Below are 22,449 nucleotides of genomic sequence, written 5' to 3' on the forward strand. Positions count from 1 at the left end.
AGGCGCCCCCGCCCGCCGAGTAACATACGTGTGATCCGGTTTTCTTTTCAATACACGACGTAATGTGCTGCATGCACACGGTGGAGGGACCCATGGCCCAGCAGGACCGCGCGATCAGGACCCGGCGTTCGATCCTCGAAGCGGCCGCGAGGGTGTTCGGCGAGCGCGGTTACGCCTCGGCCACCGTGGAGGAGATCCTCAACCGCGCCGGTGTCACCAGGGGCGCCCTGTACTTCCACTTCTCCTCCAAGGAGGAGGTCGCCCTGGGCGTGCTGGAGGCCCAACTGCCCCTCGACCGGCTCCCCGAGAGATCCAGCAAGCTCCAGAAGCTCGTCGACCACGGCATGGTCATGGCCCACCGGCTGCAGCACGATCCGCTGGTGCAGGCCGGCGTCTCCCTCGCCCTTGACCAGGGCGCACGCGAACTGGACCGCGACGCCGCCTTCCGCGCCTGGACCGAACAGTTGGAGCAGATCCTCACCGAGGCCCGGTCCCAGGGCGAACTCCTGCCGCACATCGACGTGACCGACACCGCCGAGTTCCTCACCGGCGCCTTCGCCGGCGTCCAGGCGATGAGCCAGGCGAGCTGCAACCGCACCGACCTCGGCCGCCGCGTCTCCGTCCTGCTGCGCCACGTCCTGCCGAGCATCTCCACGCCGGCGCTGCTGGCCGCCCTCGACCTCTCGCCGGACCGGGGCGAGCGCGTCTACGAGGAGTACGAGGCGAACTCCCCGGCGCCCGCCGCGCCCGTGACGCAGGGTTAGCGGCCACCCGCCGGTAACCAAACCGATCGGTCTGGTTGATACACCCCTTCTCCCACGCGACTCACCGGCCGGAATCGGCCCCACCCGCCCCGCTTCCGTACAGTCGTTCCAGTTCGGTCGTCCGACCCGACCATGGAAAGGAACCACCGTGCGGCTGCGCTGTGCTGTGCTCGACGACTTCCAGAACGCGGCGACGCGGGTCGCCGACTGGTCACCGCTCGCGGACGACGTGGAGGTCGTCCCCTTCACCACCCACTTCCCCGACGAGGACGCGCTGGCCACCGCCCTCGCCGGCTTCGACATCGTGGTCACGCTGCGCGAACGCGTCCCCTTCCCCGCCTCGCTGATCGCCCGGCTCCCCCGGTTGCGGCTGATCGTCGCCTCGGGCATGCGCAACACGGTCATCGACTACGCCGCCGCCGAGGCGCACGGCGTCACCGTCTGCGGCACGGCCAGTTCCTCCACGCCGCCCGTCGAACTCACCTGGGCCCTGCTGCTGGGCCTCGCCCGCGGCCTCGTCCAGGAGAGCAACGCGCTGCGCTCCGGCGGCCCCTGGCAGAGCACGGTCGGCGCCGACCTGCACGGCCGCCGCCTCGGCCTGCTCGGCCTGGGCAAGATCGGCAGCCGGGTCGCCCACGTCGGCCTCGCGTTCGGCATGCACGTCAGCGCCTGGAGCCAGAACCTCACCAAGGAGTACGCCGACGAGGTGGGCGTCCATCTGGCCGCCTCCAAGGAGGAGTTGCTCGGCGAAAGCGACTTCGTCTCCGTCCACCTCGCCCTGAGCGAGCGCACCCGCGGCCTGCTCGGCGCACCCGAACTGGCCCTGCTCAAGCCGACGGCGTATCTGATCAACACCTCTCGCGCGGCGATCGTCGACCAGGACGCACTGCTGGCGGCCCTGCACGAAGGCCGTATCGCGGGCGCGGGCGTGGACGTCTTCGACGTCGAGCCGCTACCCGCCGGCCACCCCATGCGCACGGCCCCGCGCCTGCTGGCCACCCCGCACCTGGGTTATGTCTCGCAGGCCAACTACGCGACGTACTACGGCCAGGCGGTGGAGGACATCCAGGCGTACCTGGCGGGTTCACCGGTACGCCGGCTGCCCTGACGGCCCGGCTCAGGCGCTCTCGGCCCGCGCCGACTCGGCCGTCCGGCGGTAGACGCCCTCGCTCCGGTGCAGATGGTGCAGGTCCACCAGGTAGCGCCGGAGCGTCACATGGTCGATGTCGTCGCTGTCCTCGCACCAGCCGCGCAGCCTCTCGTCGACCGTGCGCTCCGGGTACTCGACGCCCGGCTCGAAGGTCTGCTCGGCGATGTACCGCAGGACCAGCTTCTTGCGGGTCCACTGTGCCGGGAGCCGGACCAGCCGCCCGTCCCGGACGAAGGTCCGCAGCACGATGTCGGTTCGCGCGTCACCCGAGTCCGGGTCGCCCACGGCGCGGGAGTCGGTCTCGCGCTGTGCCGCGGCCCGCGCGTACTGCTTGAACAGGCCGTAGGCGACGCCCAGTTGCCCGTCCTCCCCCGCGCTCACCACGCTCTGCTGCCGCAGCCGCAGCAGCGCCGCCGCCGTCTCCTTCGGGGACAGCCCGGCCGTCCGCGCGACCTCCTCGGCGCTCCCCGCGCCCAGTGCCACCGCGGCGAAGGCCCGCACCCGGCTCTCCTCGGCGAACAGTCGGACCAGTTGTTCCGTGGGATCGGTTGCCATGCGCGGAGGCTAGTCGACACCGGTGGCCGTCGCGGAGCGATTTTTTCCTACGCGTACCGGTAGATCTGGGACACGTCCTCCAGATCGTCGGGCGTCACGTCCCACGGCGGCAGCCGCTCGTGCCGGGCGACGATCCGCCGGTACTGGTCGCTGCTGCGCCCCGGCGGCCTGGCCGGCAGGTAGCGGTGGTTGCGATGGCGCTGCTGCCAGCGGGTCCACTGCATGTCCAGGAAGGCATGGTGCAGCCAGAACACGGGATCGTTGACGGAGGCGCCGCCGAGCATGGCGCCCCCGACCCAGCGGTGCACCCGGTTGTGGTTGCGCCAGGACTCCGGGCCGCGGCCCCACCCCTCCAACCTGTTGCGGAAGCCTCTGCCGACCGTCGAGTTCCAGGGCTCGACGTCGTACACGGGGTCGTCCAGCGCCTGCTTCAGATCGGCCTTGGTGGGCAGGCCGATCGGGCTGCGGGAGCGGCCCAGGTCGCGGGTGAGGAAGTCGCCCGCGGTGACGCCCGCCCTGATGGTCCAGTTGCCCGTCGCCCGGGCGAACGGCCCGGTCATCACCCGCCGGTCGCCGGGCCGCCCGTTGCCGCCGAGTAGATCGTCGGTCCACGGCAGCGCAGTGGTCTTGCGGTCCTTGGTCCAGTCCCAGTACGGCACGGTCACCGAGTCGTCGACGCGGCGCAGGGCGTCCTCCAGGTCCAGCAGGAACATGCGGTGCCAGGGCAGGAAGGAGGGCGTCATGTGCGCGGCGCGCAGGCCCCGGTCGCCGTCCCCGACGAAGTGCGCGATGTGCAGCCGTACGAACTCGTCGTACTCGCCCCGCCGTTTGATCATCAGCAGCGCCTCGATGAACCGCCGCCGCTCGGTGCGCGTCAGCTTGCTCACGTTCTTACGCACGTACACCATGCTGTGCCTCCCTGTGCGCGTGCCCGCCGTCGAACGGCCCGGGAGCCAGCGGGCGCAGCCGCTCGCGAGGCCCCAGTTCGTCTACGGCCGCACGGGTCGCCTCCAGCGGGGTCCCGTACATGCTGTAGTGGTCGACCATGCTCAGCCAGGTGCCGTCGGCCCTGCGCATCAGGTGCAGCGGCCGGCCGTCCACGGTGACCTGCCAGGCGACGTCGAGGGCGCTGAGGCCGCCGTGGGACACGGGACTGCCCTGGATATGGCGGCCCCGATAGGTCTCGTCGAAGGGACCGCCCGCGCCTTCGCCGGGCGGCCGGTCGGCGGACCGCGAGGGCCGGGAAGCGGTGATGACGGGGGCGAGCGCCAGGGCGGAGGAGGCCAGCAGGGCCCGCGCCGCCTCCCGTCGCGTCCACGTCCGGGACCTGCTGCCCGCGGGGGCGTCCGAGCCCGGGACCCCGCCCACCGAAACCCCACTTGCGCTGACGGACATCGCTCACTCCTCGTACGGTTCGGTGTTCGTACGAGTAGCAGTTCAAGGCGCCGAGCCGTCCGCACCCGGGCATCCATACGGCCGTGTCGCCCCGAGTGCAGCAATGGTCAGCTTGTCCAGAAGTCCCACCAGCGGGTCAGGATCAGCATGCCGACGATGCCGATGTGCAGCACCGGAAGCACCCAGGTGAACTCGTCGAGGAACGCCCGCACCGGACGCGGCGCCGGCAGGAAGCCGACGCGCACGACGAGGGACGTCACGTACCAGAACAGCGGGATCGTCCCGAGCCAGGCCAGACAGCACCACAGGCACAGGGCGTTGATCCGGTACAGGGACTCGAACTGGAGCCAGGAGACGAATCCGACCCCGAACAGGCAGCCGGCCGCGAACGTCAGCCAGTACCAGCGCGGGAAGGCGACCCCGGCCAGCAGGCTCACACCGACGCAGATCACGATGCCGTAGGCCACCAGGCCGAGCATCGGGTTGGGGAACCCGAAGGCCTCGGCCTGGTCGCTCTCCATCACGCTGCCGCAGGACACCACCGGGTTCAGACTGCAGCCCGGGGTGAAGTCGGGGTCCTCGAGGAGCTTGAACTTGTCGAGGGTGATGACCCAGGAGGCCACCAGTCCGGCCGCCCCGCAGATCACCACCAGCAGGGCGAACGCCCTGCTGCCGCCGGCACGTGAGTTAGGGACCACCGCGCGACCCTATCGGCGGCCCGAGGCACGTTCCGGCACGCTCTCACCCGACCTGCCGACAGCCCGCGGGCCCGCCGCCCGAACGGGGGATCCCGGCGGCGCGGTCAGCGGTAGACCCGCAGATACTCGACGTCGAAGGTGATCGGGTCCGGACCGCAGGGCGCCGGGTGATGCTCGCCGGCGCTCAGCGACAGGTTCAGGATCAGATACGCCGACCAGTCCTCGCCGACGCCGGTGCCGTCGGCGAAGACGTGCTCGCCGTTGACGAACCACTCGACACAACGTGCGCCGTAGCGGGTGCCGATGGTCACCCAGCGGCCCGGGGCGACCGCGTCCGCGTCGGTGAAGTACGACGCCGCGCAGTTGACGTGGTTGGACAGCTCCAGCAGGTGCGGGTTGTCCGGGTGGTACTCGAAGCTGTCGACCTCGTTCTCGCCGTCCTTCCAGGTCCACAGCGCCGGCCAGGCCCCCATTCCCGAGGGCAGCCGCACGCGGGTCTCGACGAGGTCGCCGGTGCGCACCCGGAAATCCTCGTCGGAGTACTCGGTGGTGAGCAGCCCGGTGCGCCAGGCCGGCCGACCGTTCTCGAGGGTGCGGCCGTCCGGGGTGGCGGTGAAGGTGGCCACCCCGTCGGAGACGGTCACACAGCCGGGGTCGAGCCAGTCGAGCTTGTTGTCGTCCGGGTTGTGGTCGCAGTAGCGGAACGCACTGGTCCGGTCGCCGACCCATCGGGCGCCCCAGGCGATGGGCGCGTCGAACTCCTCCGCCCAGATCAGCGATCCGGCCGGGGTCCGGGGCGGCGAGAATTTGTCACCGCCGGTGAACAGGTCGAGGAGAGCACTGAATTTCATATTTCCGATCATGCAGGTGGTCCCGCCGATCCGGAAGCACCATAGGATGAATTATTTCGCGGACCAGATGTCAATCCCTCCGAATGCCTCTGTGCATTGCATTCTTCACCCCTGCGACTTTCATGCGTATGGAGTAGCGCGTCGCTTTTGCAGTGCTGATGGACTGCTATGTTCTCCAACCGTCGGATCAGAGGTACTTTCAAGCGAGGTGAATCATGAAGAAGGCAGTTTTCACCACTGCGGCGTTGGCGATCGGTGCGGGTCTTGTGGGCGGTTCCGCTGTCACGGCGTCGGCCGCCATCGGCGGTTCGGGGATCACCACCAGCCCGCTGGGGCTCATGTCCCCGACCAAGGTGACGCCTGCGGTCGTGCCGGCCGCCGACGTCGTGACGCGGCTGGCCCGTGACGGCGGGGTCGCCAAGGGCAGCGCGTTCGACAAGAGCAGCACGGCCCCGATGTCCGGCGTCTACCTGGACGGCATGGACCCGGACGCCGCCAAGAAGCCCACGATTCCGGTGAAGAACCCGGCCGGCAGCGGCTCCGTCCAGGTCCGCCCCCTCAAGGCGCCGACCGCCGCCGGACTCGGCACCCTGCTCCCCAGCAAGTGACGGCCCGGCATCCTTACGAGTCGGCCGTACCGGCGAATGCCGGGCCCGGAATTCCACATCTCTGATCCGGTTCTCGGCGGCCGGAAACCGTCGGCAGACCCGGACGCTGGATCCGGACCCGCAGTTCCAGCTCCGCACGCGCCGGGCCCCCCGGCCCACCGGCACCCGTGAACCATCGTCCGGCCCACCGGCCCTCCCCTCACCGGTGGGCCGGACGTATGTCGGCGGCCGGGCCGCCCGGAATCTATTCGGCGGCGCCGGCCGCGCATTTCCGAGGCCCGCTCAGGAATGAGCCGAAAGCCGGGTCCACCGCATGGCACACCGCGTTGCGCCATCCGATGGAATCTGCCCATGTTTGAATGTTCCCACCGTGACTTAGGCGTGCATATACGGGTTTCCTTTTCGTAAGCGTGCGCAACCGTGAATTCAGGAAGGAACCGAGTTGTCCAAGAAGTTCGCGGTCATCACGGCCCTCGCCCTCAGCACCGTCGTCAGCACCGCCGGCATCGCCTCCGCGGGGGGCTACGGCAATGGCGGCAACGGCACCAGCACCAACGGCACCACGACGACGGTCAAGGGCGGCAGTGGCTTCTCGACCTCCCCGGTCGTCGTGAACGAGCCCCAGCAAGGTGTCCTCGTCGTCAACGGCACCGTCGTCGACGGCCGTTGCATCGCCCCGTGGTCCAACGGAGCCGTCCTCGGTGGCGTCGCGGCACCGAACTCGCACTACGCCGCCTGCAACACGGAGAAGGTCGACCAGCAGCAGAAGTCCCCGTACATCGGCGGCCTCCTGTTCTGAGCACCGCGCCGAGCAATTAGCAGCAGGTGAATCCCTCAAAGCAGCACCGAAAGGCGCAACCCATGCGTAACAAGGTTACGGCCATTTCCGCCCTCGCGGCGGGCATCGCCCTCGCGGCCGGCGGCACCGCCGCGGCCGACACCAACGTCACCCGGGTCGAAGGTGGCAGCGGCTTCTCGACGTCCCCGGTCGTCGTGAACGCCCCGCAGCAGGGCCTTGTGATCGTCAATGGCACCGTGGCCGACCTTCGCTGTGTCGCCCCGTGGTCCAACGGAGCCGTGCTGGCCGGCGTCCCGGCGCCGAACTCGCACTACGCGGCCTGCAACACGGCGACGGTCGACCAGCAGCAGAAGGCCGCCTACAAGGGCGGTCTGCTGTTCTGACTCCTGCTTCGAGTAATTCGGAGCAGGTAAACCCCCATCGCAGCCCGGAAAGGCTCAACTCATGCGCAATAAGGTTATGGCTGTTTCCGCCATTGCCGCAGGCATCGTCCTCGCGACCGGTGGCGCCGCCGCGGCCGACACCGAGACCACCACCGTCAAGGGCGGTAGCGGCTTCTCGACGTCCCCGGTCGTCGTGAACGACCCGCAGCAGGGCATTGCCATCGTCAACGGTGCTCTGGTCGACGGCCGCTGCATCGCCCCGTGGTCGAACGGCGCCGTCCTCGGTGGCGTCGTGGCGCCCAACTCGCACTACGCCGCCTGCAACACGGCCAAGATCGACCAGGCGCAGAAGTCCCCGTACATCGGCGGCCTCCTGTTCTGAGCAGTCCTTCACTCGATGGCGGTCCCCGGAATCCCGGTGGACCGCCATCGGCGTTCTACGCATCACATGTCCCGGCAATGCCGTGGGCCCTGTCCGCTTCGAAGAGCGGACAGGGCCCACAGTCATTTCGAGAGCGCCGGCAAGGAGGAAAGAGCGCCCATTCATATGGACCAACGCGACAACCCCGCCCGCGGTCACCCTGAGTCGTCCATTCGGCTCAATACGGCCGTCGAAAATCACACTCCGTAATATCCCTGGCTCCGGACATGCCGAAGGGCCGGCTCCGAGGACTACGGAGCCGGCCCCGAGCATCGAGCCGATGTCCTGCGAACTCACCTGTTGAGCGGGAGTCCGCCGAGGAGCTGGCCGTCGACGGGGTTGGGCAGCGTGCCACCGAAGACGGGGGTCTTCACCACGCCCGACTCCTTCACGCCGGTCTTCACCTTGTCCGCCGTGCGCTTCACGTTGTTGCCCACGTAGCCGGTGGGCAGCTTGGCAGCGGTGGGGAGGCTACGGGCGACCGTCTTACCGTTGTCGACGAGGCCGTGCCCCGACATGTCCACCGCGGAGGCGGGGACAGCGGCGCCGGCAATGGCAATGGAGCCGGCGACAACGGCAGCAGCCTTCAGGTTCTTCATCGTGTTCCTTTCCAGGTAAAACCGGTCCTCGTTCTCCTGGGCTAACGAGAGGGGGACCTCTCGGAAACCCTGAGGCCGTCAAGTTCCAGGAACTCATACGAAAAGACCCGTTGCGCCGACAACGGCCGGCACAACGGGTCGGGAGGTTCAGGCGGCGGGGAGTTCGCGGTCGAGCTGCGTGGCGACCGAGACGTTCACGAGGGACTTGAGTACGTCGTCGGCGGTGGTGTCCACCTCCTCCTGGGTGCCGAGGGAGGTGAGCGCGCTCAGCAGGTCACTGAGCGTCTTGCCGAGCGCGCCGAGAGCGTCCGAGGTGAAGTTCGTCGTCTGGGAGGCCGCCTCAGTGGTCTGAGTGGTCGACGTCCCCGTCGCCGTCTCGGTCGTGGCTTCGGCCGTGGCCTCAGCGGTTGCCGCGGCCGCCTCGGCGAGCGCCTCCTTCTTGGCCGCCTCGACCTCCTTCAAGGCCGCGTCGATCTCCTTCTGGGCCTCGGCGAGGGCGTCCTTCCTGGCCTTTTCGGCCTCCTTGCGTGCCTGCTCGGCCTCCTTCAGGGCCGCGTCGATCTCCTTCCGGGCCTCGGCGACGGCGTCCGCGAGTTCCTTCGCCTCCGCCTCGGTGAGCGGGTCGTCGTCGGCGTAGACCGCGGTGTTCAGCAGGTGCGTCACCGGGGTCAGTGCGGTGCCGAGACCGGCCAGGGCCGGGGTCTGACTTCGTGCGGCCGTGCGCCCGGAGTCCGGCGGGGCGGCGAGCGCGGGGGCGGCCGCCGTGCCCAGCAGGAGTGCCGTGCACAGGGCGGAGGCGGCGAGGTGCCGGGTGGTCGTTGAAGGCATGGAGTTTCCCCTCGAAGCGGGTTTTCGGATCGTGCGATCACCGTTAAACCGGCACGGCGCGCCCGCAACCGCTCACCACTCCGAACAGACCATTCTGAAAACCACACCGGACGACGACTCCGAATGGGTGGTCCCTCGTGAGAATCAACCCGGGAAACGCCGCCGCTCCAACACTGTTGACCGGATAGAAGATAAATATGGATAAGTGGCTGGTACTGCTTATCTGCTGAACCCACGAAGCCGGTTGAAGCGCAGACCCTCTCGAACAGGCGCGGGATCTTATATCGGGAACGCGAGCCACACATCGTGTTACTGGTTCGGACTCATTTCTTCGGAAGGGCAGCTTCAGTCATGCGCATCGCGCCGCACATCCTGCATGTCGCCCAACCCGTCGAGGGAGGTGTCGCGCGAGTCGTGACGGACCTGGCCGCGGCGCAACTCGCCGCGGGGCTGCGGGTGACCGTGGCCTGTCCGAGAGGCGGCACGCTCGCCTACGACGTGCGGGCGCTGGGCTGCCGGGTCGTGCGCTGGGACGCGACCCGCTCACCGGGGCACCGGCTCCCGGGCGAGGTACGGCGGCTGTCGCGGCTGGTGCGCGACGTGCGGCCGGACCTGGTGCACGCGCACAGTGCGAAGGCCGGACTCGCGGCCCGGCTCGCGGTGCGCGGCGCCCTTCCCACCGTCTTCCAGCCGCACGCCTGGTCGTTCGAGGCCGCCGACGCATCCGTCGCCCGACTGGCGCTGGCCTGGGAGCGGTTCGGCGCGCGCTGGGCGAAGCGGGTGCTGTGCGTGAGCGAGGCCGAGCGGCGTACCGGGTACCGGGCCGGCATCACCGCCCGCTGGCATGTGGTCCCCAACGGCGTCGACACCGACCGGTTCCGGCCTGAGGGGGACAGCGCGCGGTCCGGGGCGGGTCCGCTCGTCGTGTGTGTGGGTCGGCTGTGCCGCCAAAAGGGTCAGGACGTGCTCCTTCGGGCCTGGCCCGAGGTGGAGCGGCAGGTGGCCGGGGCACGGCTTGTGCTCGTCGGTGACGGCCCGGACGCCGGGCGGCTGCGCGCTTCCGCGCCCGCGTCGGTGCAGTTCGCCGGCGGGACGCCGGACGTCGCCGGCTGGTACCGGGCCGCCGATGTCGTGGTCCTGCCGTCCCGCTGGGAGGGCATGGCGCTCGCCCCGCTGGAGGCCATGGCGTGCGGCCGGCCGGTCGTCGTCACGGACGTGGACGGGGCCGCCGAGAGCCTGCCGCCCGCCCATCGGCCGGACTGCCTGGTGCCGGCGGAGGACCCCGGAGCGCTGGCACGGGCGCTCACGGCACTGCTGCGGGACGAGCCGCTGCGCTCGGCGCTGGGCGCGCAGGGCCGCTCGCATGTGCTGCACGCGCACGATCTGCGGCGGACGGCGGACGCGGTGACCGACGTGTACCGCGAGCTGCTCGGCCTCACCACCGCGCAGATCTCCGGATCCGACGAGGGCAGAAAGTGCAGCACCACATGACCGCGGAAAGTACTGTCGCCTCGCCCGCGGGGCCGCAGGCCCCCCGGGGCGCCGTCTCCGTCCTCGCCCCGCGCGGCCAGGCCGCCGGACGCCGGAGCGGCGCCGGGCGGGGAGCGCGCCGTCCGCGCCCGGCCGCCCGGAGCTTCCGGACGTCGCTGTGGCTCGTCGACGGCGGCGCGGCCGTGCTGGGCGCCCTGCTACTGCCGACGCCGCACCGATACCCACTGGTCGTCGCCCTGTTGGCGCTCGGTGTGCTGTGGCTGAACCGGCGGGCCTGCCTGTACGACACCTCGGCCGCGACCGGCGTACTCGACGAACTGCCCGCGGTCTGCGGCCGGATCGCCGTCGGCTGGGCCGCCGCCGTGGCGCTCTCCCCGCTGCGGTCGGTCCCGGTGGCCGTGCTGGCCGCCGCGCTCGCCGTGCACTGCGTGGCGGCCTGTGCGGGCCGCGCGGTGGTGCACGGGCTGCGGCGCCGGGCGCTGCGGCGCCGGCCCAGTCCGGCCCTGGTGGTCGGCCCGCTCGCGGCGACCCGGCGGGTGGCGGCCGCGCTGCTGCGCCAACCGGCCTGCGGGGTACGGCCGGTGGGCCTCGTCGCCGACAACCCGGAGGTCCTCGGCGAGACCGACGACGAGCTCGGGCTGCCGGTGCTGACCACCGCGCTCGAGGCGCGGCGGGCGCTCATCCGGGACGGGGTGCGCACGGTTCTGGTGGTGGGGGCCGCGACCCGGGTGGAGGAGGCGGCCGTCCTGCGGGCGCTGGCCGCGCACGGCTGCGCGCTGTGGGAGCTGGACGCGGACCCGCCGTCGTACGGCATGAGCGGGCACCGGCCGGGGGCCGGTCATCTGGCCGGGTTCTCACGCAGGTTGCTGCGGCCGCGGGGTGTGCGGCGGCACGGCAGCGCGGGCAAGCGGGCGCTCGACATGCTGCTCTCCGGCGCGCTGCTGGTGCTGGCCGCGCCGGTCCTGCTGACCTGTGCGCTCGTGCTGCGGGTCATGGACGGGCCGGGCGTGGTGTTCCGGCAGGAGCGGATCGGCAAGGACGGGCGGCCGTTCACGATGCTGAAGCTGCGCACCCACCGGCCCGCCAGCGCGCACGAGGCGGCGACCCGCTGGAGTGTGGCGAACGAGCAGGACATGAGCCGCTTCTGTCACTTCCTGCGCCGCACCTCGCTGGACGAGCTGCTCCAGCTCTGGAACGTCTTCCGCGGCGACATGAGCCTGGTCGGCCCGCGGCCCGAACGGCCGTATTTCGTGGCCGAGTTCAGCCAGGCCCACCCCGGCTATCCGGCGCGGCACCGGATGCGGACGGGGATCACCGGGCTGGCCCAGATCAACGGGCTGCGCGGCGACACCTCGATCGAGGACCGGTGCCGCTACGACAACGCCTACATCGACAACTGGTCGCTGTGGCAGGACATCTGCATCCTGCTGCGCACGGCGGCCCAGTTCGTACGGCCGACGGGGAGCTGAGCACCGGTGAGCACTCCTACCGCGACCCCGCCCCGGACCGCGCTCGCGCCGCCGCCGTCGGCTCGGCGCCGGGTCCGCTCCGTGCGGCCCGTCCTGTCCGTACTGCCCATCGTCGCGGTCGTCGTCCTGCTGGGGCTGCCGGTCGTGCCGGACAGCTCCGCGACTCCCGCCGACGCCGCCTCCGCACTCGCCGTGCTGTGGGCCGTCGTCGACACCGCGCTGCGGGCACGGCGACCGCTGACCAGGACCGCGGCGGTCGTGTTCGGGCTGCCGGTGGTGGGCATCGCGGTCGCCGCAGCGGGTGCGGTGACGGCCGCCGACGCGATCACCGGACTGGCCCGGTATCTCCAGGTGTTCGTGCTCATCCCGGTCGCGGTGATGCTGCTGGTGCGCGACCGGCGAGGGGCCCGGCTGGTGCTGTGGTCCCTGGTCGGCCTCGCCCTGTGGCAGGGGGCGATCGGCGTCAAGCAGTACCTCACCGGGACCGGGGCGTCGTATCAAGGGGCCTTCATCCGGGCGGTGGGCACGTTCGGGCCGTCCGACGTGATGGGCATGGCCATCGTCGTCGCGCTCGGGACGGTGGCCGCGACCGGGCTCGCCCTGGCGGCGCGGGAGCGGCGCCAGCGGCTCCTGGCGACCGGGTGCGCGCTGGTCCTGCTGGTGCCGCTGGCGCTGTCCTTCAGCCGGGGTGCGTGGATCGCCACGGCGCTGGCTTGCGGAGCGCAGCTCCTGATGGCCGGGATGCGGCGGGCGGCGAAGGTGTTCGCGGCGGCCGTCGCGGCGTCGATCGTGCTGGTCGGCGGGCTCGGCGTGGGCGCGGCGATGTTGCAGGAGCGGCTGACCAGCATCACCCAGGTCACCGACGCGCCCGACCAGTCGGTGGTCGACCGCTACACCATGTGGGCGGCGGCGGCCGACATGTGGAGCGAGCACCCGGTGACCGGCGTGGGGCTGAAGGCGTTTCCGGCGTACCGGGACGGCCATGCCTCGCTCGCGCTGTCGTCGGGCAGCGACACGGAGGGGGCGGGCCAGGCCTACCGGCGCCAGCCGCTGCTCTCCCCGCACAACATGTATCTGCTGCTCCTGAGCGAGCAGGGCGTGCTGGGCCTGGTCACGGTCGCGGGTAGCTGGCTGGCGCTGCTGGTGTGCGCGCTGCGCAAGCTGCGATTCGGCGGCGGGCGCGCCGGGGACTGCGCGCTGCCGGTCTGCGGTCTGCTGCTGTGGCAGCTCGTCAACTTCCTGTACGCCGACATCGGCGGCCCCTCCACGGTCCTCACGGCCATCTGCTTCGGACTGGCCGCGTGGTGGGGGCTGGCGCGAAACGAGCCGAGCGCCCCGGCCCCGGAATCGGAAGCACGATGAGCCCCGGCCCGGCGACGCCCGCCGACGCCCTCACCGCGACCGACGACGCCGGCGTGAACACCCGGCACCAGACGGACGCCAGGGCCCGGGTACACAGCCCGCCGAGCCCCGGCCCGGCGACGCCCGCCGACGCCCTCACCGCGACCGACGACGCCGGCGTGAACACCCGGCACCAGACGGACGCCAGGGCCCGGGTACACAGCCCGCGTCAGGTCGAGCCCCTCCCCGGCCTCACAACCACCGCACCCCACCGCCCCCCACTCGGAGCCGCCCCCGACCACCGGGCCGACACCGAGGTCTCCCACCCGTGGGACGGCCAACCCGTCCCGGCGACCTACCAGCCGGCCTCCAATGCCCGCCGCCCCAGCGCGCCCACCCGGCGTTTTCTCGCTCGGGCGACGCTGTTGTCCGCCGCGTTGTCGATGGCCGGGGCCCTGCTCGGGCTCGGGCGGGATCAGGTGCTCGCGCATCTCTTCGGTGCGGGGGCGGAGAGCGACGCGTTCCTGGTGGCCTGGACGGTGCCGGAGATGGCGTCGACGCTGCTGATCGAGGACGGCATGGCGTTCGTGCTGGTGCCGGCGTTCAGCCTGGCGCTGGCGCGCCGGGCGGCTCACGGGCCCGACTCCCCCGACCCCGTGCGGGCCCTGGTCGCCGCCTCGCTGCCGCGGCTGTGCCTGGCCCTCGCCGGTACGGCGGCCCTGCTCGCGGCCGGGGCGCCGCTGCTGGTCTCCCTCCTCGCGCCCGGCCTCTCCGACCCGTCGCCGGCCGTGTCCTGCACCCGGCTCACCGCGACCTGCGTGCTGAGCTTCGGGCTGGCCGGCTACTTCAGCGCGGCCCTTCGCGCCCACCGCAGCTATCTCGCGCCGGGCGCCATCTACATCGCGTACAACATCACGATCATCACCGCGATGTTCGCCCTCGGCGCGCGCTGGGGCGTACAGGCCGCCGCGCTCGGTGTAGCGCTCGGCGGGTGCCTCATGGCCGCCGTACAGGCACCGCCGCTGTGGCGGCGCGTCGCACGGCGGCCGGGCGGGGCGGACCCGGCGCACGCCCAGGCGCCCCCGCGCGAGGGGGACGACGGCCGGACCGTGGCGTTCGGGCTGGTCTGCGCGGTGCTGCTGTTCGCCCTGTGCCGGCAGTCGCAGGTGCTCATCGAGCGGTACTTCGCCTCCGGGCTGCCCGCCGGGTCGATCTCGCATCTCAACTACGCCCAAAAGGTCGCCCAGTTGCCGATGTCGCTGTCGATGATGGTGTGCGTCGTCACCTTCCCGGTGGTGGCGCGGGCCATCGCCGAGGGCGACACACGGCGGGCGACCGAGCGGGTCGAGCGGGATCTGGCGCTGATGGCCTGCCTGGTGCTGCTCGGCGCCGCCGTAGTCGTCGCCGGGGCGCCGCAGATCGTCCAACTGCTGTTCCAGCGCGGTGCGTTCACCGCGCAGGACACCGCCGCGACCGCGGCCGTCATGCGGGTGTACGCGCTCGGACTGCTCGGGCAGACGCTGGTGGGCGCGCTCGTGCGGTCGTACTTCTCCACGGGCCGCACCACCTGGTACCCGCTGGGCGCGATGGGGGCGGGCGCGCTCGCGACCGCCGGCATCGGCCTGTGGGCCGTGGACCCCTGGGGCGCGCGCGGCATCGCCGCGGCCAACGCGGCCGGCATCACCCTCACCGCGCTGCTCCTGCTGCTCGGGCTGGGGCCGCGCGCCGTGCCCGTGGGCGTCCACCGGGTCGTCGCCGAACTGTCCCGCCCGGTGCGCGCGGCCGTCTGCGCCACCGGCGCCGGGCTGCTGTGCGCGCGGCACTTCGACTCCCCCGCGGCCTCCGTCGCCGCCTGCTGTCTGTGCGTGACCGCCGTCTTCCTGCTGCTGGCCTGGGTCCTCGACGCGGCCCGCGCCCGCTCCCTCCTGCTTCCTGTCACGCAATCCGTCCGTAGCTCCGTCTCACGAAGGCTCCGCCATGGTCGCTGACATCACCGCCGCCCCACCCGCGGCCGAACCCCTCCCCGACCCGGTCACGGAGGGACGCCCGAAGCGGCCGCCCGCCGCCTGGATCGCCATGTACCACTCCGTCTCGAACTGCCCGGACGACCCGTACGACATCACCGTCACCCCCGGACGCCTGGAGCGGCAGTTCGCCTGGATGGCCGCCCGCGGCCTGCGCGGGGTGAGCGTGCGCGAGCTGCTCGACGCGCGCGCCGACGGCCTGGAGCGCGGTCTGGTGGGGCTGACCTTCGACGACGGGTACACCGACTTCGTCACCACCGCCCTGCCCGTGCTGCACCGCTGGGGCTTCACGGCGACCGTGTTCGTGCTGCCCCGGCTGCTCGGCGGCGAGAACTCCTGGGAGCTGACTGGCCCGCGCAAGGCCCTGCTGGACGAGGAGGGCATCCGCTTCGCCGCGGACGCGGGCATGGAGATCGCCTCGCACGGGCTGACCCACATCGACCTGACCAAGGCCGACGACGAGGAACTGCACGCCGAGGTCGCCGAGAGCCGGTACCTGCTCACCCGGATCACCGGCGAGGACGTCGAGGGCTTCTGCTACCCGTACGGCTATCTCGACGAGCGGGCCACGGACGCCGTGCGCCGCGCCGGGTACCGCTACGGCTGCGCGATCTCCCGCGGCCCGGCCGGCTCCGGCGACTTCGCGCTGCCGCGCATCCACATCGGCGAGGCGGACTCCTCGGTGCGGCTGGAGCTGAAGCGCCGTCTGGCCCGGGTCTTCGGCCGCGCACTGGAGGCCGTGTGAAGGCCCTCCATGTCATCACCGGCCTCGGCGTGGGCGGCGCCGAGCAGCAACTGCGCCTGTTGCTGCGGCATCTGCCCGCGCAGTGCGACGTGGTGACGCTGACCAACCCCGGCCCGGTCGCCGCGGGCCTGACCGCCGACGGGGTGCGCGTCACCCACCTCGGCATGAGCGGCAACCGCGACGTGGCCGCCCTCCCCCGCCTGACCCGGCTGATCCGCGACGGCGGCTACGACCTGGTGCACACCCATCTGTACCGGGCCTGCCTCTACGGCCGGCTCGCGGCGCGGCTCGCGAAGGTCCCGGCCGTCGTCGCCACCGAGCACTCCATCGGCGCGACCCAACTGGAGGGCCGGTCGCGCACCGCGGGCGTGCGCGGGCTGTATCTGGCCGGCGAGCGCCTCGGCCATGCCACGGTGGCCGTCTCCCCGACGGTGGCCGAACGACTGCGGCGCTGGGGCGTGCCCGAGCAGCGCATCCGCGTCATCCCGAACGGCATCGAAGCGCCCCGCTTCCGCTACGACGCGGCGCGCCGCGACGAGGCCCGGACGTTCCTCGGGCTGCCCGAGAGCGCGTTCGTCGTCGGCGGGGTGGGGCGTATGGCGCCCGGCAAGCGCTTCGACCTGCTGTTGCGGGCACTGGCGCTGCTGCCCGGCGACGTATGGCTGCTGCTGGTCGGCGGCGGGCCCGAGGAGGACGTCCTGCGGCGCACCGCGCGGGACCTGGGCGTCTCGAACCGGGTGCTGATGACGGGCGAGCGGCCCTGCCTGCCCGACCCCGGGGACGACGCGCCCGGCCTGGTCGACCTGCTGTCCGCGATGGACGTGCTCGCCTCGCCCTCGCCGGAGGAGTCCTTCGGGCTGGCCGTGGTGGAGGCGCTGGCGGCCGGGCTCCCCGTGCTGTACGCGAGCTGCCCGGCCGTCGACGACCTGCCGCCGGGCGCGGCACCCGGGGCCCGGCGGGTCACGGGCGGCGCCGGAGCGTACGCGCGCGAGCTGCTGCGGCTGCGGGCGGCGGGTCCGGGTGAGCGCAGCGCCCCGGACGCCGTACGCCGCTACGACATCGCGGCCACCGCACGGCAGCTCATGGATCTGTACACGGCCGCTCTGTCCGGCTCGAACCTGGAAGTGAGTTCCTCATGACGGACAACCCCGCTGGGCGTGACCAGCTTTTCGACAACGCTCGGATGAGGCGGCTGCCGTCATGGTGGTGGCTGCCGGCCGGCGCGCTGATCGGAGTGGTGGCCGGTGGTGCCTACGGCCAGTTGCGCCCGCCGCAGTACACGGCGACGAGTTCCGTCGTCGCGGTGCCCAACGGCAGGACCGACGCCGACTGCACCGACGCGCTGGGTTTCGCGCAGGCGTACGGCCGGGTGGCCAAGCAGCTCGCGGTGCTCGGCGACGCCCAGGTGTGGGCGGGTGTGCCGGCCTCCACGATGCGCGAGAGCGTCGACGTCGCGACCTCCCCGGACGCGCCGATGGTCGCGGTCTCGGCGACCTCGACGGACCCCGGTCAGGCGGTGGACATGGCCAACGCCGTGTCCCGCGCCCTGCTGACGCACGCGGACAACACCAAGGACGACACCGGCATCAAGCTGGAGCGCCTGTCCCGTGCCGCGCGGCCCACCGAGCCGTCGTCCGCGTCCCCGGCGCTGACCGCGCTCGTCGGCGCGAGCGCCGGCGGTCTGTTGGGCGGCCTGTCCCTGCTGGCCCGGCCGCGGCGGACGGAGGACGACGACGACACGGGCCGGGCGTCGGTCCCGGGCCCGGCCAACGCCGCCGACGCCCACGGAACGCTCGGGTGACGGCCCCCGTACGCGCGCTCTCGGTGGAGGTGTGCACCGAGGAGCGCGCGTTCGCGGAGCTGGCCGGACAGTGGGAGCGCCTGTACCGGGCGTGCCCGTCGGCGACACCGTTCCAGAGCCACGCCTGGCTGCACTCGTGGTGGCTGTCGTACGGCACACCGGGCCGACTGCGGCTGGTCCTGGTGCGCAGGGGCGAGGAGTTGGTGGCGGCGGCCCCGATGATGCGGGTGCACCATCCGCTGCCGGCGCTGGTGCCGATCGGCGGCGCCATCACCGACCTGTGCGACGTGCTCATCGACGAGGCGGTGGCCGCGCCGGCCGCCGGGGCGCTCGCGGACGCGCTGGGCGAGCTGGCCCGTTCGGCCCTGGTCGACTTCCGTGAGGTGCGGCCGGGCGGCGCCATGGAACGGGTCTACCTGTGCTGGCGCGGCCCGCGGCACCGGGTGCGTGACTCCGTGTGCCTGGATTTGCCCGCGGTGCCCATGGCCGAGCTGGTCGGGCGGTTGCCGACGGGGCGGGCCCGGCGGATCCGCAGCAAGATCAACCAGCTCGGCCGGATCGGCGTCGAGTGGCGTTTCGTGGAGCACGACGAGACCGGGGCCGCGGTGAGCCGGCTCCTCGAACTGCACCGGCTCCAGTGGGAGGGCCGGCAGGTGTCGGCCGAGCATCTGCGGCCGCGGTTCCTGGAGCATCTGATGCGGGCGGCGGCTCCGTTGACGCGGACCGGCGAGGCCGCGACGACGGAGTACCGGCTCGACGGCTCGGTGGTGGCGGTCAACATCACCCTGCTGTCCGGGGCGTTGGCGGGCATGTACATGTACGGCTTCCATCCGCAGCTTCGGGAGCGCAGGGTGGACGTGGCGACGATGCTGCTGCACGCGTCCGCCGACCACGCGGCCACCGGCGGGCGCCGGTCGCTGAGTCTGCTGCGCGGCGACGAGCCCTACAAGTACCGCTGGTGCCCCGAGACGGTCGTCAACCAGCGCTTCCTGCTGGCCCGGCGCCGCACCCTGCCGCTGCTGGCGGCGGCCGCCGCCGAGGACGCCGCCCGGCGCCGGGCCAAGAAGCTGCTGCGCGGGGACCCGGCCGCAGCGGTCACCGATGGCGCTTCGCCCACTGAAGACACACGGTGAGATTGCCGCCGCTGCGGTGCTCCAGCCACTTCTGCAGGTCCACCGGCGTGCACTGCGGCAGCTTGGAGGGCATGGCGGTCGGGGTCCCCGGCCTCGCAGCGTCCGGTTTCCGGGCCGGTGCCGGCTTCGGGTCCGTGTCCCGCCCGGCGGGAGCGGAGGGCGCGGTCGGGGCGGTCGGCGCGGGGACCGACGGGCCCGGCTTGGGCCGCGGCAGATAGGGGGTGGACAGCAGGACGCGGTACAGGGCGGCGGCACGCGGGTTGTCGGCGCACAGCCACACGCCGTGCGGGCAGTAGTCGGTGATGGTGTTGTACAGCGGCTTGTGCTCGTCCATCCAGGCGAGCATGCGCAGCATGTACGTGATGTTGTCGCCGTTGCGGAACAGGCCCCACTCGGGATACGAGATCGGCTTGCCGTGCCTGCGCGCGAAGTCCACGTGGTGGCGCAGGCCGTAGGGCTCGGAGACCTGCTCGTCGAAGCCGAGCCCGTGCGGCTGGTCGTAGGCGTCCATGCCGATGATGTCTACGGCGTCGTCGCCGGGGTAGCACTCGGGCCAGGGAATCGCGTCCATGCCGCGGCTCGGGGCGAAGTCGAAGCGGAACTTCTGTCCCTCGACCGAGCGCATGACCTTGACGATGCGCCGCCAGTACCGCTTCCAGCTCTCCGGGTCGGGGCCGCATCGGTGGGTGTAGGTGATGCCGTTCATCTCCCAGCCGAGCACGATGACCGTGTCCGGCACACCCAGGTCGACCAGCCGCTCCGCCAGCACCTCGAAGTGCTCGTCGAAGGCGCCGGCCGCGGCGCGCCGCAGCAGCCTGCGCACGGCCCTGTCCGGGAGGTTCTGCTCGTTGCGTTCCATCATCGGCACGTTCAGCACGAGCATCCGGTCGGCCTTGGCGCGCCGCCACTCGGCCCAACTGTCGAGGAAGCCGTGCGCGCCCTCGATGTTGTCCCAGACGTCCCCCGGCAGATACGTGTGCCCCACGCGCGGCTCCTGGCCGCCCAGCCAGCGGCTGAGCTCCTGCATGCGCTTCACCCCGGTGGGGCCGTAGTGCAGGTACGCGCCGAACGCGGGGCCGCGCGCGGGCACGCCCTGGGGTGAGTGCGCACCGCCGGGGGGTGTCGGGGACGCGGTGGGCGCGGGTCGTCGCGGGTCGGGCCGGGACGCGGTGTCGGCCGCGAGGGCCGTGCCGGGCGCGAGGGCCGCCGAGGCGACCACGGAGGCGGTGAGGAACGCCAGCCCTCTGGGGGCGGACCTGCGACGGTCAGGGGCCATGCGTCCTCCTCGGGCGCTTCGGTGCGCTCCGGTGCGCTCCTCTCACTTAGTGATAGGTAGTCATATCCAGGTCGGTCGCACCATCCGAGTGCGGCCGAACGGGCCGTCAGCCGCCGTACAGCGTCTCGATCTCGTCGGCGTACGTCTTCGTCACCGCGTGCCGTTTGACCTTCAGGGACGGGGTGAGCATGCCGTTGTCCTCGCTGAACTCGCCCTCGACCAGGACGAACGCGCGGATGGACTCGGCCCGCGAGACGGCCTCGTTGGCGTAGTCGACGGCCCTTTGGACGTCGGCGCGCATCCGCGGGTCCTGGATCACCTCGGACAGCGGGGTGTCGGCGGGCATCTTGCGTACGGCGAGCCAGTGGGCCACCGCGTCCGGGTCGAGGGTGATCAGGGCGCCGATGAAGGGCCGGTTGTCGCCGACGACGAGGCACTGCCCGATCGGCGAGCGGCTGCGCAGGCGGTCCTCCAGGACGGCCGGGGAGACGTTCTTGCCGCCGGAGGTGACGAGGATGTCCTTCTTGCGGCCGGTGATGGTGAGGTAGCCGTCCTCGTCGAGGGAGCCGAGGTCGCCGGTGGCGAACCAGTCGTCCCGGAGCACGGCGTCGGTGGCGGCCGGGTTGTTCCAGTACGAGCCGAAGACGATGCCGCCCTTGATGAGGACCTCGCCGTCGTCGGCGATGCGGACCGCCGTGCCGGGGACGGGCCGGCCGACGGTGCCGGGGCGGGGCTTCAGCGGCGGGACGATGGTGGCGGCGGCCGTCGTCTCGGTCAGTCCGTAGCCCTCGTAGACGAGGATGCCGGCGGCGTAGAAGAACAGGTTGAGGTCGCGGTCCAGCGGGGAGCCGCCGCTGATGGCGTAGCTCATGCGGCCGCCGAGCTCCTTGCGGACGCGGCGGTAGACCAGCAGGTCGTACAGGGCCCAGGCGGCGTAGAGGCCGGGGCCGGGGCCCTTGCCCGTGCCGAGGAACTTGTGCAGGTAGGCCTCGCCGAAGCGGACGGCGATGCGGTCGGCGCGGTCGAAGGAGGCGGCGCGTCCCATCTTCTCGGCGGTCGCGCGGCCGGTGTCGTGGATCTTCTCGAAGAGGTACGGCACACCGACGAGGAAGGTGGGGCGGAACTCCCTGAGCGCCGGGCGGAGTTCGTCGGGCTTGATGCTCGGGCAGTGGCCGATCTCGATGCGGGCCATCAGGCAGGCGATCTGGAGGCTGCGGCCGAGGATGTGGGCGAGGGGGAGGAAGAGGAGCGTCGAGGCGGTCTGGCGGGTGACCTCCTTGAAGATCGGGTGCAGCAGCTCGACCGTGTTGGCGGCCTCGGCGTGGAGGTTGGCGTGGGTGAGGACGCAGCCCTTGGGCCTGCCGGTGGTGCCGGAGGTGTAGCAGACGGTCGCGATGGTGTCCGGGGTGAGGGCGGTACGGCGCTTGGTGACCTCCTCGTCGGGCAGGTGCCGGCCGAGGGCGGTGAGCGCGCCGAGGGCGTCGTCGCCATCCAACTGCCATACCCTGGCCCGCTGTTCATGCCCCGCCGTGCCCGCCGCGACCGTCTCGGTGTTCTCCGTCGTCTCCGTGACGACATGGCGTACGCCCGAGTCGCGGACGATCCACTCGACCTGGTCGGCGGAGGAGGTGGCGTAGATGGGGACGGTCTGGCCGCCGGCGGCCCAGATGGCGAAGTCCAGGACCGTCCACTCATAGCGGGTGCGCGACATCACGGCCACCCGGCCGCCGGGTTCGAGCCCTGCGGCGATCAACCCCTTGGCCACAGCGGTGACTTCACGGGCGAAGGCCGCGGCGGTGACCGGATGCCAGGTCGGGTCACCGCCCTGCCTGCGCCGCAGGACGACGGCGTCGGGCTCCTCGGCGGCATTGACATACGGGAGATCGGCGGTGGTACCGGAGGCCGACGGCGGGGCGAGCGGCGGCGTACGCGCCTCGCGGACGACCCCCTGCTCGTCCTTGACGACCTCGACCGCGGCCCGCGCCATCAGGTCACTCCGCCGCTTGGCCCGCTTCAGATCCTTGCGTACGCCCATGTCGGCTCCCGGTGCCAGTCGGACTTACCGGGGGGTCAACTTACTCACGCGTAGCCGAAGGTCAATGCCTACGACACCGCTCG

At 72.0% G+C, this 22,449-nt stretch carries 23 protein-coding genes; 14 read left to right on the top strand and 9 right to left on the bottom strand.

Going from position 1 to position 22,449, the window contains the following annotated elements:
• Positions 1–92: 92 nt before the first annotated feature.
• Both ACZ69Q_RS25090 and ACZ69Q_RS25095 read left to right on the top strand, forming a co-directional pair.
• On the top strand, positions 93–764 hold the full coding sequence (locus ACZ69Q_RS25090; RefSeq protein ID WP_471045695.1) for a ScbR family autoregulator-binding transcription factor: 672 nt from the start codon (positions 93–95) through the stop codon (positions 762–764).
• A 148-nt stretch (positions 765–912) separates the two neighbouring features.
• The gene (locus tag ACZ69Q_RS25095; protein WP_471045698.1) at positions 913–1,872 is read left to right on the top strand and encodes a D-2-hydroxyacid dehydrogenase family protein; all 960 of its coding nucleotides are present in this window, start codon (positions 913–915) and stop codon (positions 1,870–1,872) included.
• Positions 1,873–1,881: 9 nt separating this feature from the next.
• Here the strand turns inward: ACZ69Q_RS25095 and ACZ69Q_RS25100 are convergent, their stop codons facing one another.
• The 5 genes from ACZ69Q_RS25100 to ACZ69Q_RS25120 form a co-directional block, all read right to left on the bottom strand.
• The gene (locus ACZ69Q_RS25100) at positions 1,882–2,469 is read right to left on the bottom strand and encodes a DUF2087 domain-containing protein (RefSeq protein ID WP_471045700.1); all 588 of its coding nucleotides are present in this window, start codon (positions 2,467–2,469) and stop codon (positions 1,882–1,884) included.
• Between the two features lie 47 nt (positions 2,470–2,516).
• Entirely contained in the window at positions 2,517–3,377 is an 861-nt protein-coding gene (locus tag ACZ69Q_RS25105; protein ID WP_471045703.1) for a tyrosinase family protein, read from the bottom strand.
• Complete coding sequence (locus tag ACZ69Q_RS25110; protein ID WP_471045706.1) at positions 3,361–3,864, bottom strand: tyrosinase family oxidase copper chaperone; 504 nt, start codon at positions 3,862–3,864, stop codon at positions 3,361–3,363. The genes ACZ69Q_RS25105 and ACZ69Q_RS25110 overlap by 17 nt, the downstream gene beginning before the upstream one ends.
• Before the next feature lie 107 nt (positions 3,865–3,971).
• Entirely contained in the window at positions 3,972–4,562 is a 591-nt protein-coding gene (locus ACZ69Q_RS25115; protein WP_471045709.1) for a vitamin K epoxide reductase family protein, read from the bottom strand.
• 104 nt (positions 4,563–4,666) lie between these two features.
• Positions 4,667–5,413, bottom strand: coding sequence for a glycoside hydrolase family 16 protein (locus ACZ69Q_RS25120; RefSeq protein ID WP_471045712.1), 747 nt, complete (start codon positions 5,411–5,413; stop codon positions 4,667–4,669).
• Positions 5,414–5,628: 215 nt separating this feature from the next.
• Between ACZ69Q_RS25120 and ACZ69Q_RS25125 the strand changes: the two genes are divergently transcribed.
• The 4 genes from ACZ69Q_RS25125 (at position 5,629) to ACZ69Q_RS25140 (ending at position 7,585) form a co-directional block, all read left to right on the top strand.
• Positions 5,629–6,021, top strand: a complete 393-nt coding sequence (locus tag ACZ69Q_RS25125) for a hypothetical protein (protein ID WP_471045715.1) — start codon at positions 5,629–5,631, stop codon at positions 6,019–6,021.
• A 442-nt stretch (positions 6,022–6,463) separates the two neighbouring features.
• Positions 6,464–6,820, top strand: a complete 357-nt coding sequence (locus tag ACZ69Q_RS25130) for a hypothetical protein (protein ID WP_471045718.1) — start codon at positions 6,464–6,466, stop codon at positions 6,818–6,820.
• Positions 6,821–6,882: 62 nt separating this feature from the next.
• A complete protein-coding gene (locus tag ACZ69Q_RS25135; RefSeq protein ID WP_471045720.1) occupies positions 6,883–7,203 on the top strand; it encodes a hypothetical protein in 321 nt (106 codons plus the stop codon).
• A gap of 61 nt (positions 7,204–7,264) precedes the next feature.
• Positions 7,265–7,585 carry a hypothetical protein gene (locus ACZ69Q_RS25140; RefSeq protein ID WP_471045722.1) on the top strand — a complete coding sequence of 107 codons (321 nt, stop codon included), beginning with the start codon at positions 7,265–7,267 and terminating at the stop codon, positions 7,583–7,585.
• A gap of 332 nt (positions 7,586–7,917) precedes the next feature.
• On the opposite strand, the gene ACZ69Q_RS25145 is transcribed toward ACZ69Q_RS25140, so the two are convergent.
• Both ACZ69Q_RS25145 and ACZ69Q_RS25150 read right to left on the bottom strand, forming a co-directional pair.
• Positions 7,918–8,223 (bottom strand): hypothetical protein, encoded by a 306-nt coding sequence (locus tag ACZ69Q_RS25145; protein ID WP_471045725.1) that lies wholly within the window; start codon positions 8,221–8,223, stop codon positions 7,918–7,920.
• Positions 8,224–8,370: 147 nt separating this feature from the next.
• A complete protein-coding gene (locus tag ACZ69Q_RS25150) occupies positions 8,371–9,051 on the bottom strand; it encodes a hypothetical protein (protein ID WP_471045727.1) in 681 nt (226 codons plus the stop codon).
• 351 nt (positions 9,052–9,402) lie between these two features.
• Here ACZ69Q_RS25150 and ACZ69Q_RS25155 point away from each other — a divergent pair, with 351 nt between their 5' ends.
• Genes ACZ69Q_RS25155 through ACZ69Q_RS25190 form a run of 8 tightly spaced genes read left to right on the top strand, consistent with a single transcriptional unit; the run spans position 9,403 to position 19,055 of the window.
• Entirely contained in the window at positions 9,403–10,542 is a 1,140-nt protein-coding gene (locus tag ACZ69Q_RS25155; RefSeq protein ID WP_471045729.1) for a glycosyltransferase, read from the top strand.
• On the top strand, positions 10,539–12,011 hold the full coding sequence (locus ACZ69Q_RS25160; RefSeq protein WP_471045732.1) for an exopolysaccharide biosynthesis polyprenyl glycosylphosphotransferase: 1,473 nt from the start codon (positions 10,539–10,541) through the stop codon (positions 12,009–12,011). The genes ACZ69Q_RS25155 and ACZ69Q_RS25160 overlap by 4 nt, the downstream gene beginning before the upstream one ends.
• A gap of 6 nt (positions 12,012–12,017) precedes the next feature.
• Complete coding sequence (locus tag ACZ69Q_RS25165) at positions 12,018–13,373, top strand: O-antigen ligase family protein (RefSeq protein WP_471045734.1); 1,356 nt, start codon at positions 12,018–12,020, stop codon at positions 13,371–13,373.
• Positions 13,370–15,340: a murein biosynthesis integral membrane protein MurJ gene (gene murJ, locus ACZ69Q_RS25170; protein ID WP_471045736.1), complete on the top strand. Its 1,971-nt coding sequence runs from the start codon at positions 13,370–13,372 to the stop codon at positions 15,338–15,340. Before ACZ69Q_RS25165 ends, murJ begins: the two co-directional genes overlap by 4 nt.
• A complete protein-coding gene (locus ACZ69Q_RS25175) occupies positions 15,330–16,121 on the top strand; it encodes a polysaccharide deacetylase family protein (protein WP_471045738.1) in 792 nt (263 codons plus the stop codon). Before murJ ends, ACZ69Q_RS25175 begins: the two co-directional genes overlap by 11 nt.
• Complete coding sequence (locus ACZ69Q_RS25180; protein ID WP_471045739.1) at positions 16,118–17,260, top strand: glycosyltransferase; 1,143 nt, start codon at positions 16,118–16,120, stop codon at positions 17,258–17,260. Before ACZ69Q_RS25175 ends, ACZ69Q_RS25180 begins: the two co-directional genes overlap by 4 nt.
• Positions 17,257–17,922: a YveK family protein gene (locus ACZ69Q_RS25185; protein WP_471045740.1), complete on the top strand. Its 666-nt coding sequence runs from the start codon at positions 17,257–17,259 to the stop codon at positions 17,920–17,922. The genes ACZ69Q_RS25180 and ACZ69Q_RS25185 overlap by 4 nt, the downstream gene beginning before the upstream one ends.
• Positions 17,919–19,055 (top strand): GNAT family N-acetyltransferase, encoded by a 1,137-nt coding sequence (locus ACZ69Q_RS25190; RefSeq protein WP_471045741.1) that lies wholly within the window; start codon positions 17,919–17,921, stop codon positions 19,053–19,055. Before ACZ69Q_RS25185 ends, ACZ69Q_RS25190 begins: the two co-directional genes overlap by 4 nt.
• Here ACZ69Q_RS25190 and ACZ69Q_RS25195 read toward each other — a convergent pair.
• Both ACZ69Q_RS25195 and ACZ69Q_RS25200 read right to left on the bottom strand, forming a co-directional pair.
• Positions 19,018–20,331: a glycoside hydrolase family 26 protein gene (locus ACZ69Q_RS25195; RefSeq protein ID WP_471045743.1), complete on the bottom strand. Its 1,314-nt coding sequence runs from the start codon at positions 20,329–20,331 to the stop codon at positions 19,018–19,020. The genes ACZ69Q_RS25190 and ACZ69Q_RS25195 overlap by 38 nt on opposite strands.
• Positions 20,332–20,437: 106 nt before the next feature.
• Positions 20,438–22,366: an AMP-dependent synthetase/ligase gene (locus tag ACZ69Q_RS25200; RefSeq protein WP_471045745.1), complete on the bottom strand. Its 1,929-nt coding sequence runs from the start codon at positions 22,364–22,366 to the stop codon at positions 20,438–20,440.
• Between the last annotated feature and the right edge of the window lie 83 nt (positions 22,367–22,449).

This window comes from Streptomyces sp. NPDC036764, assembly GCF_055609385.1.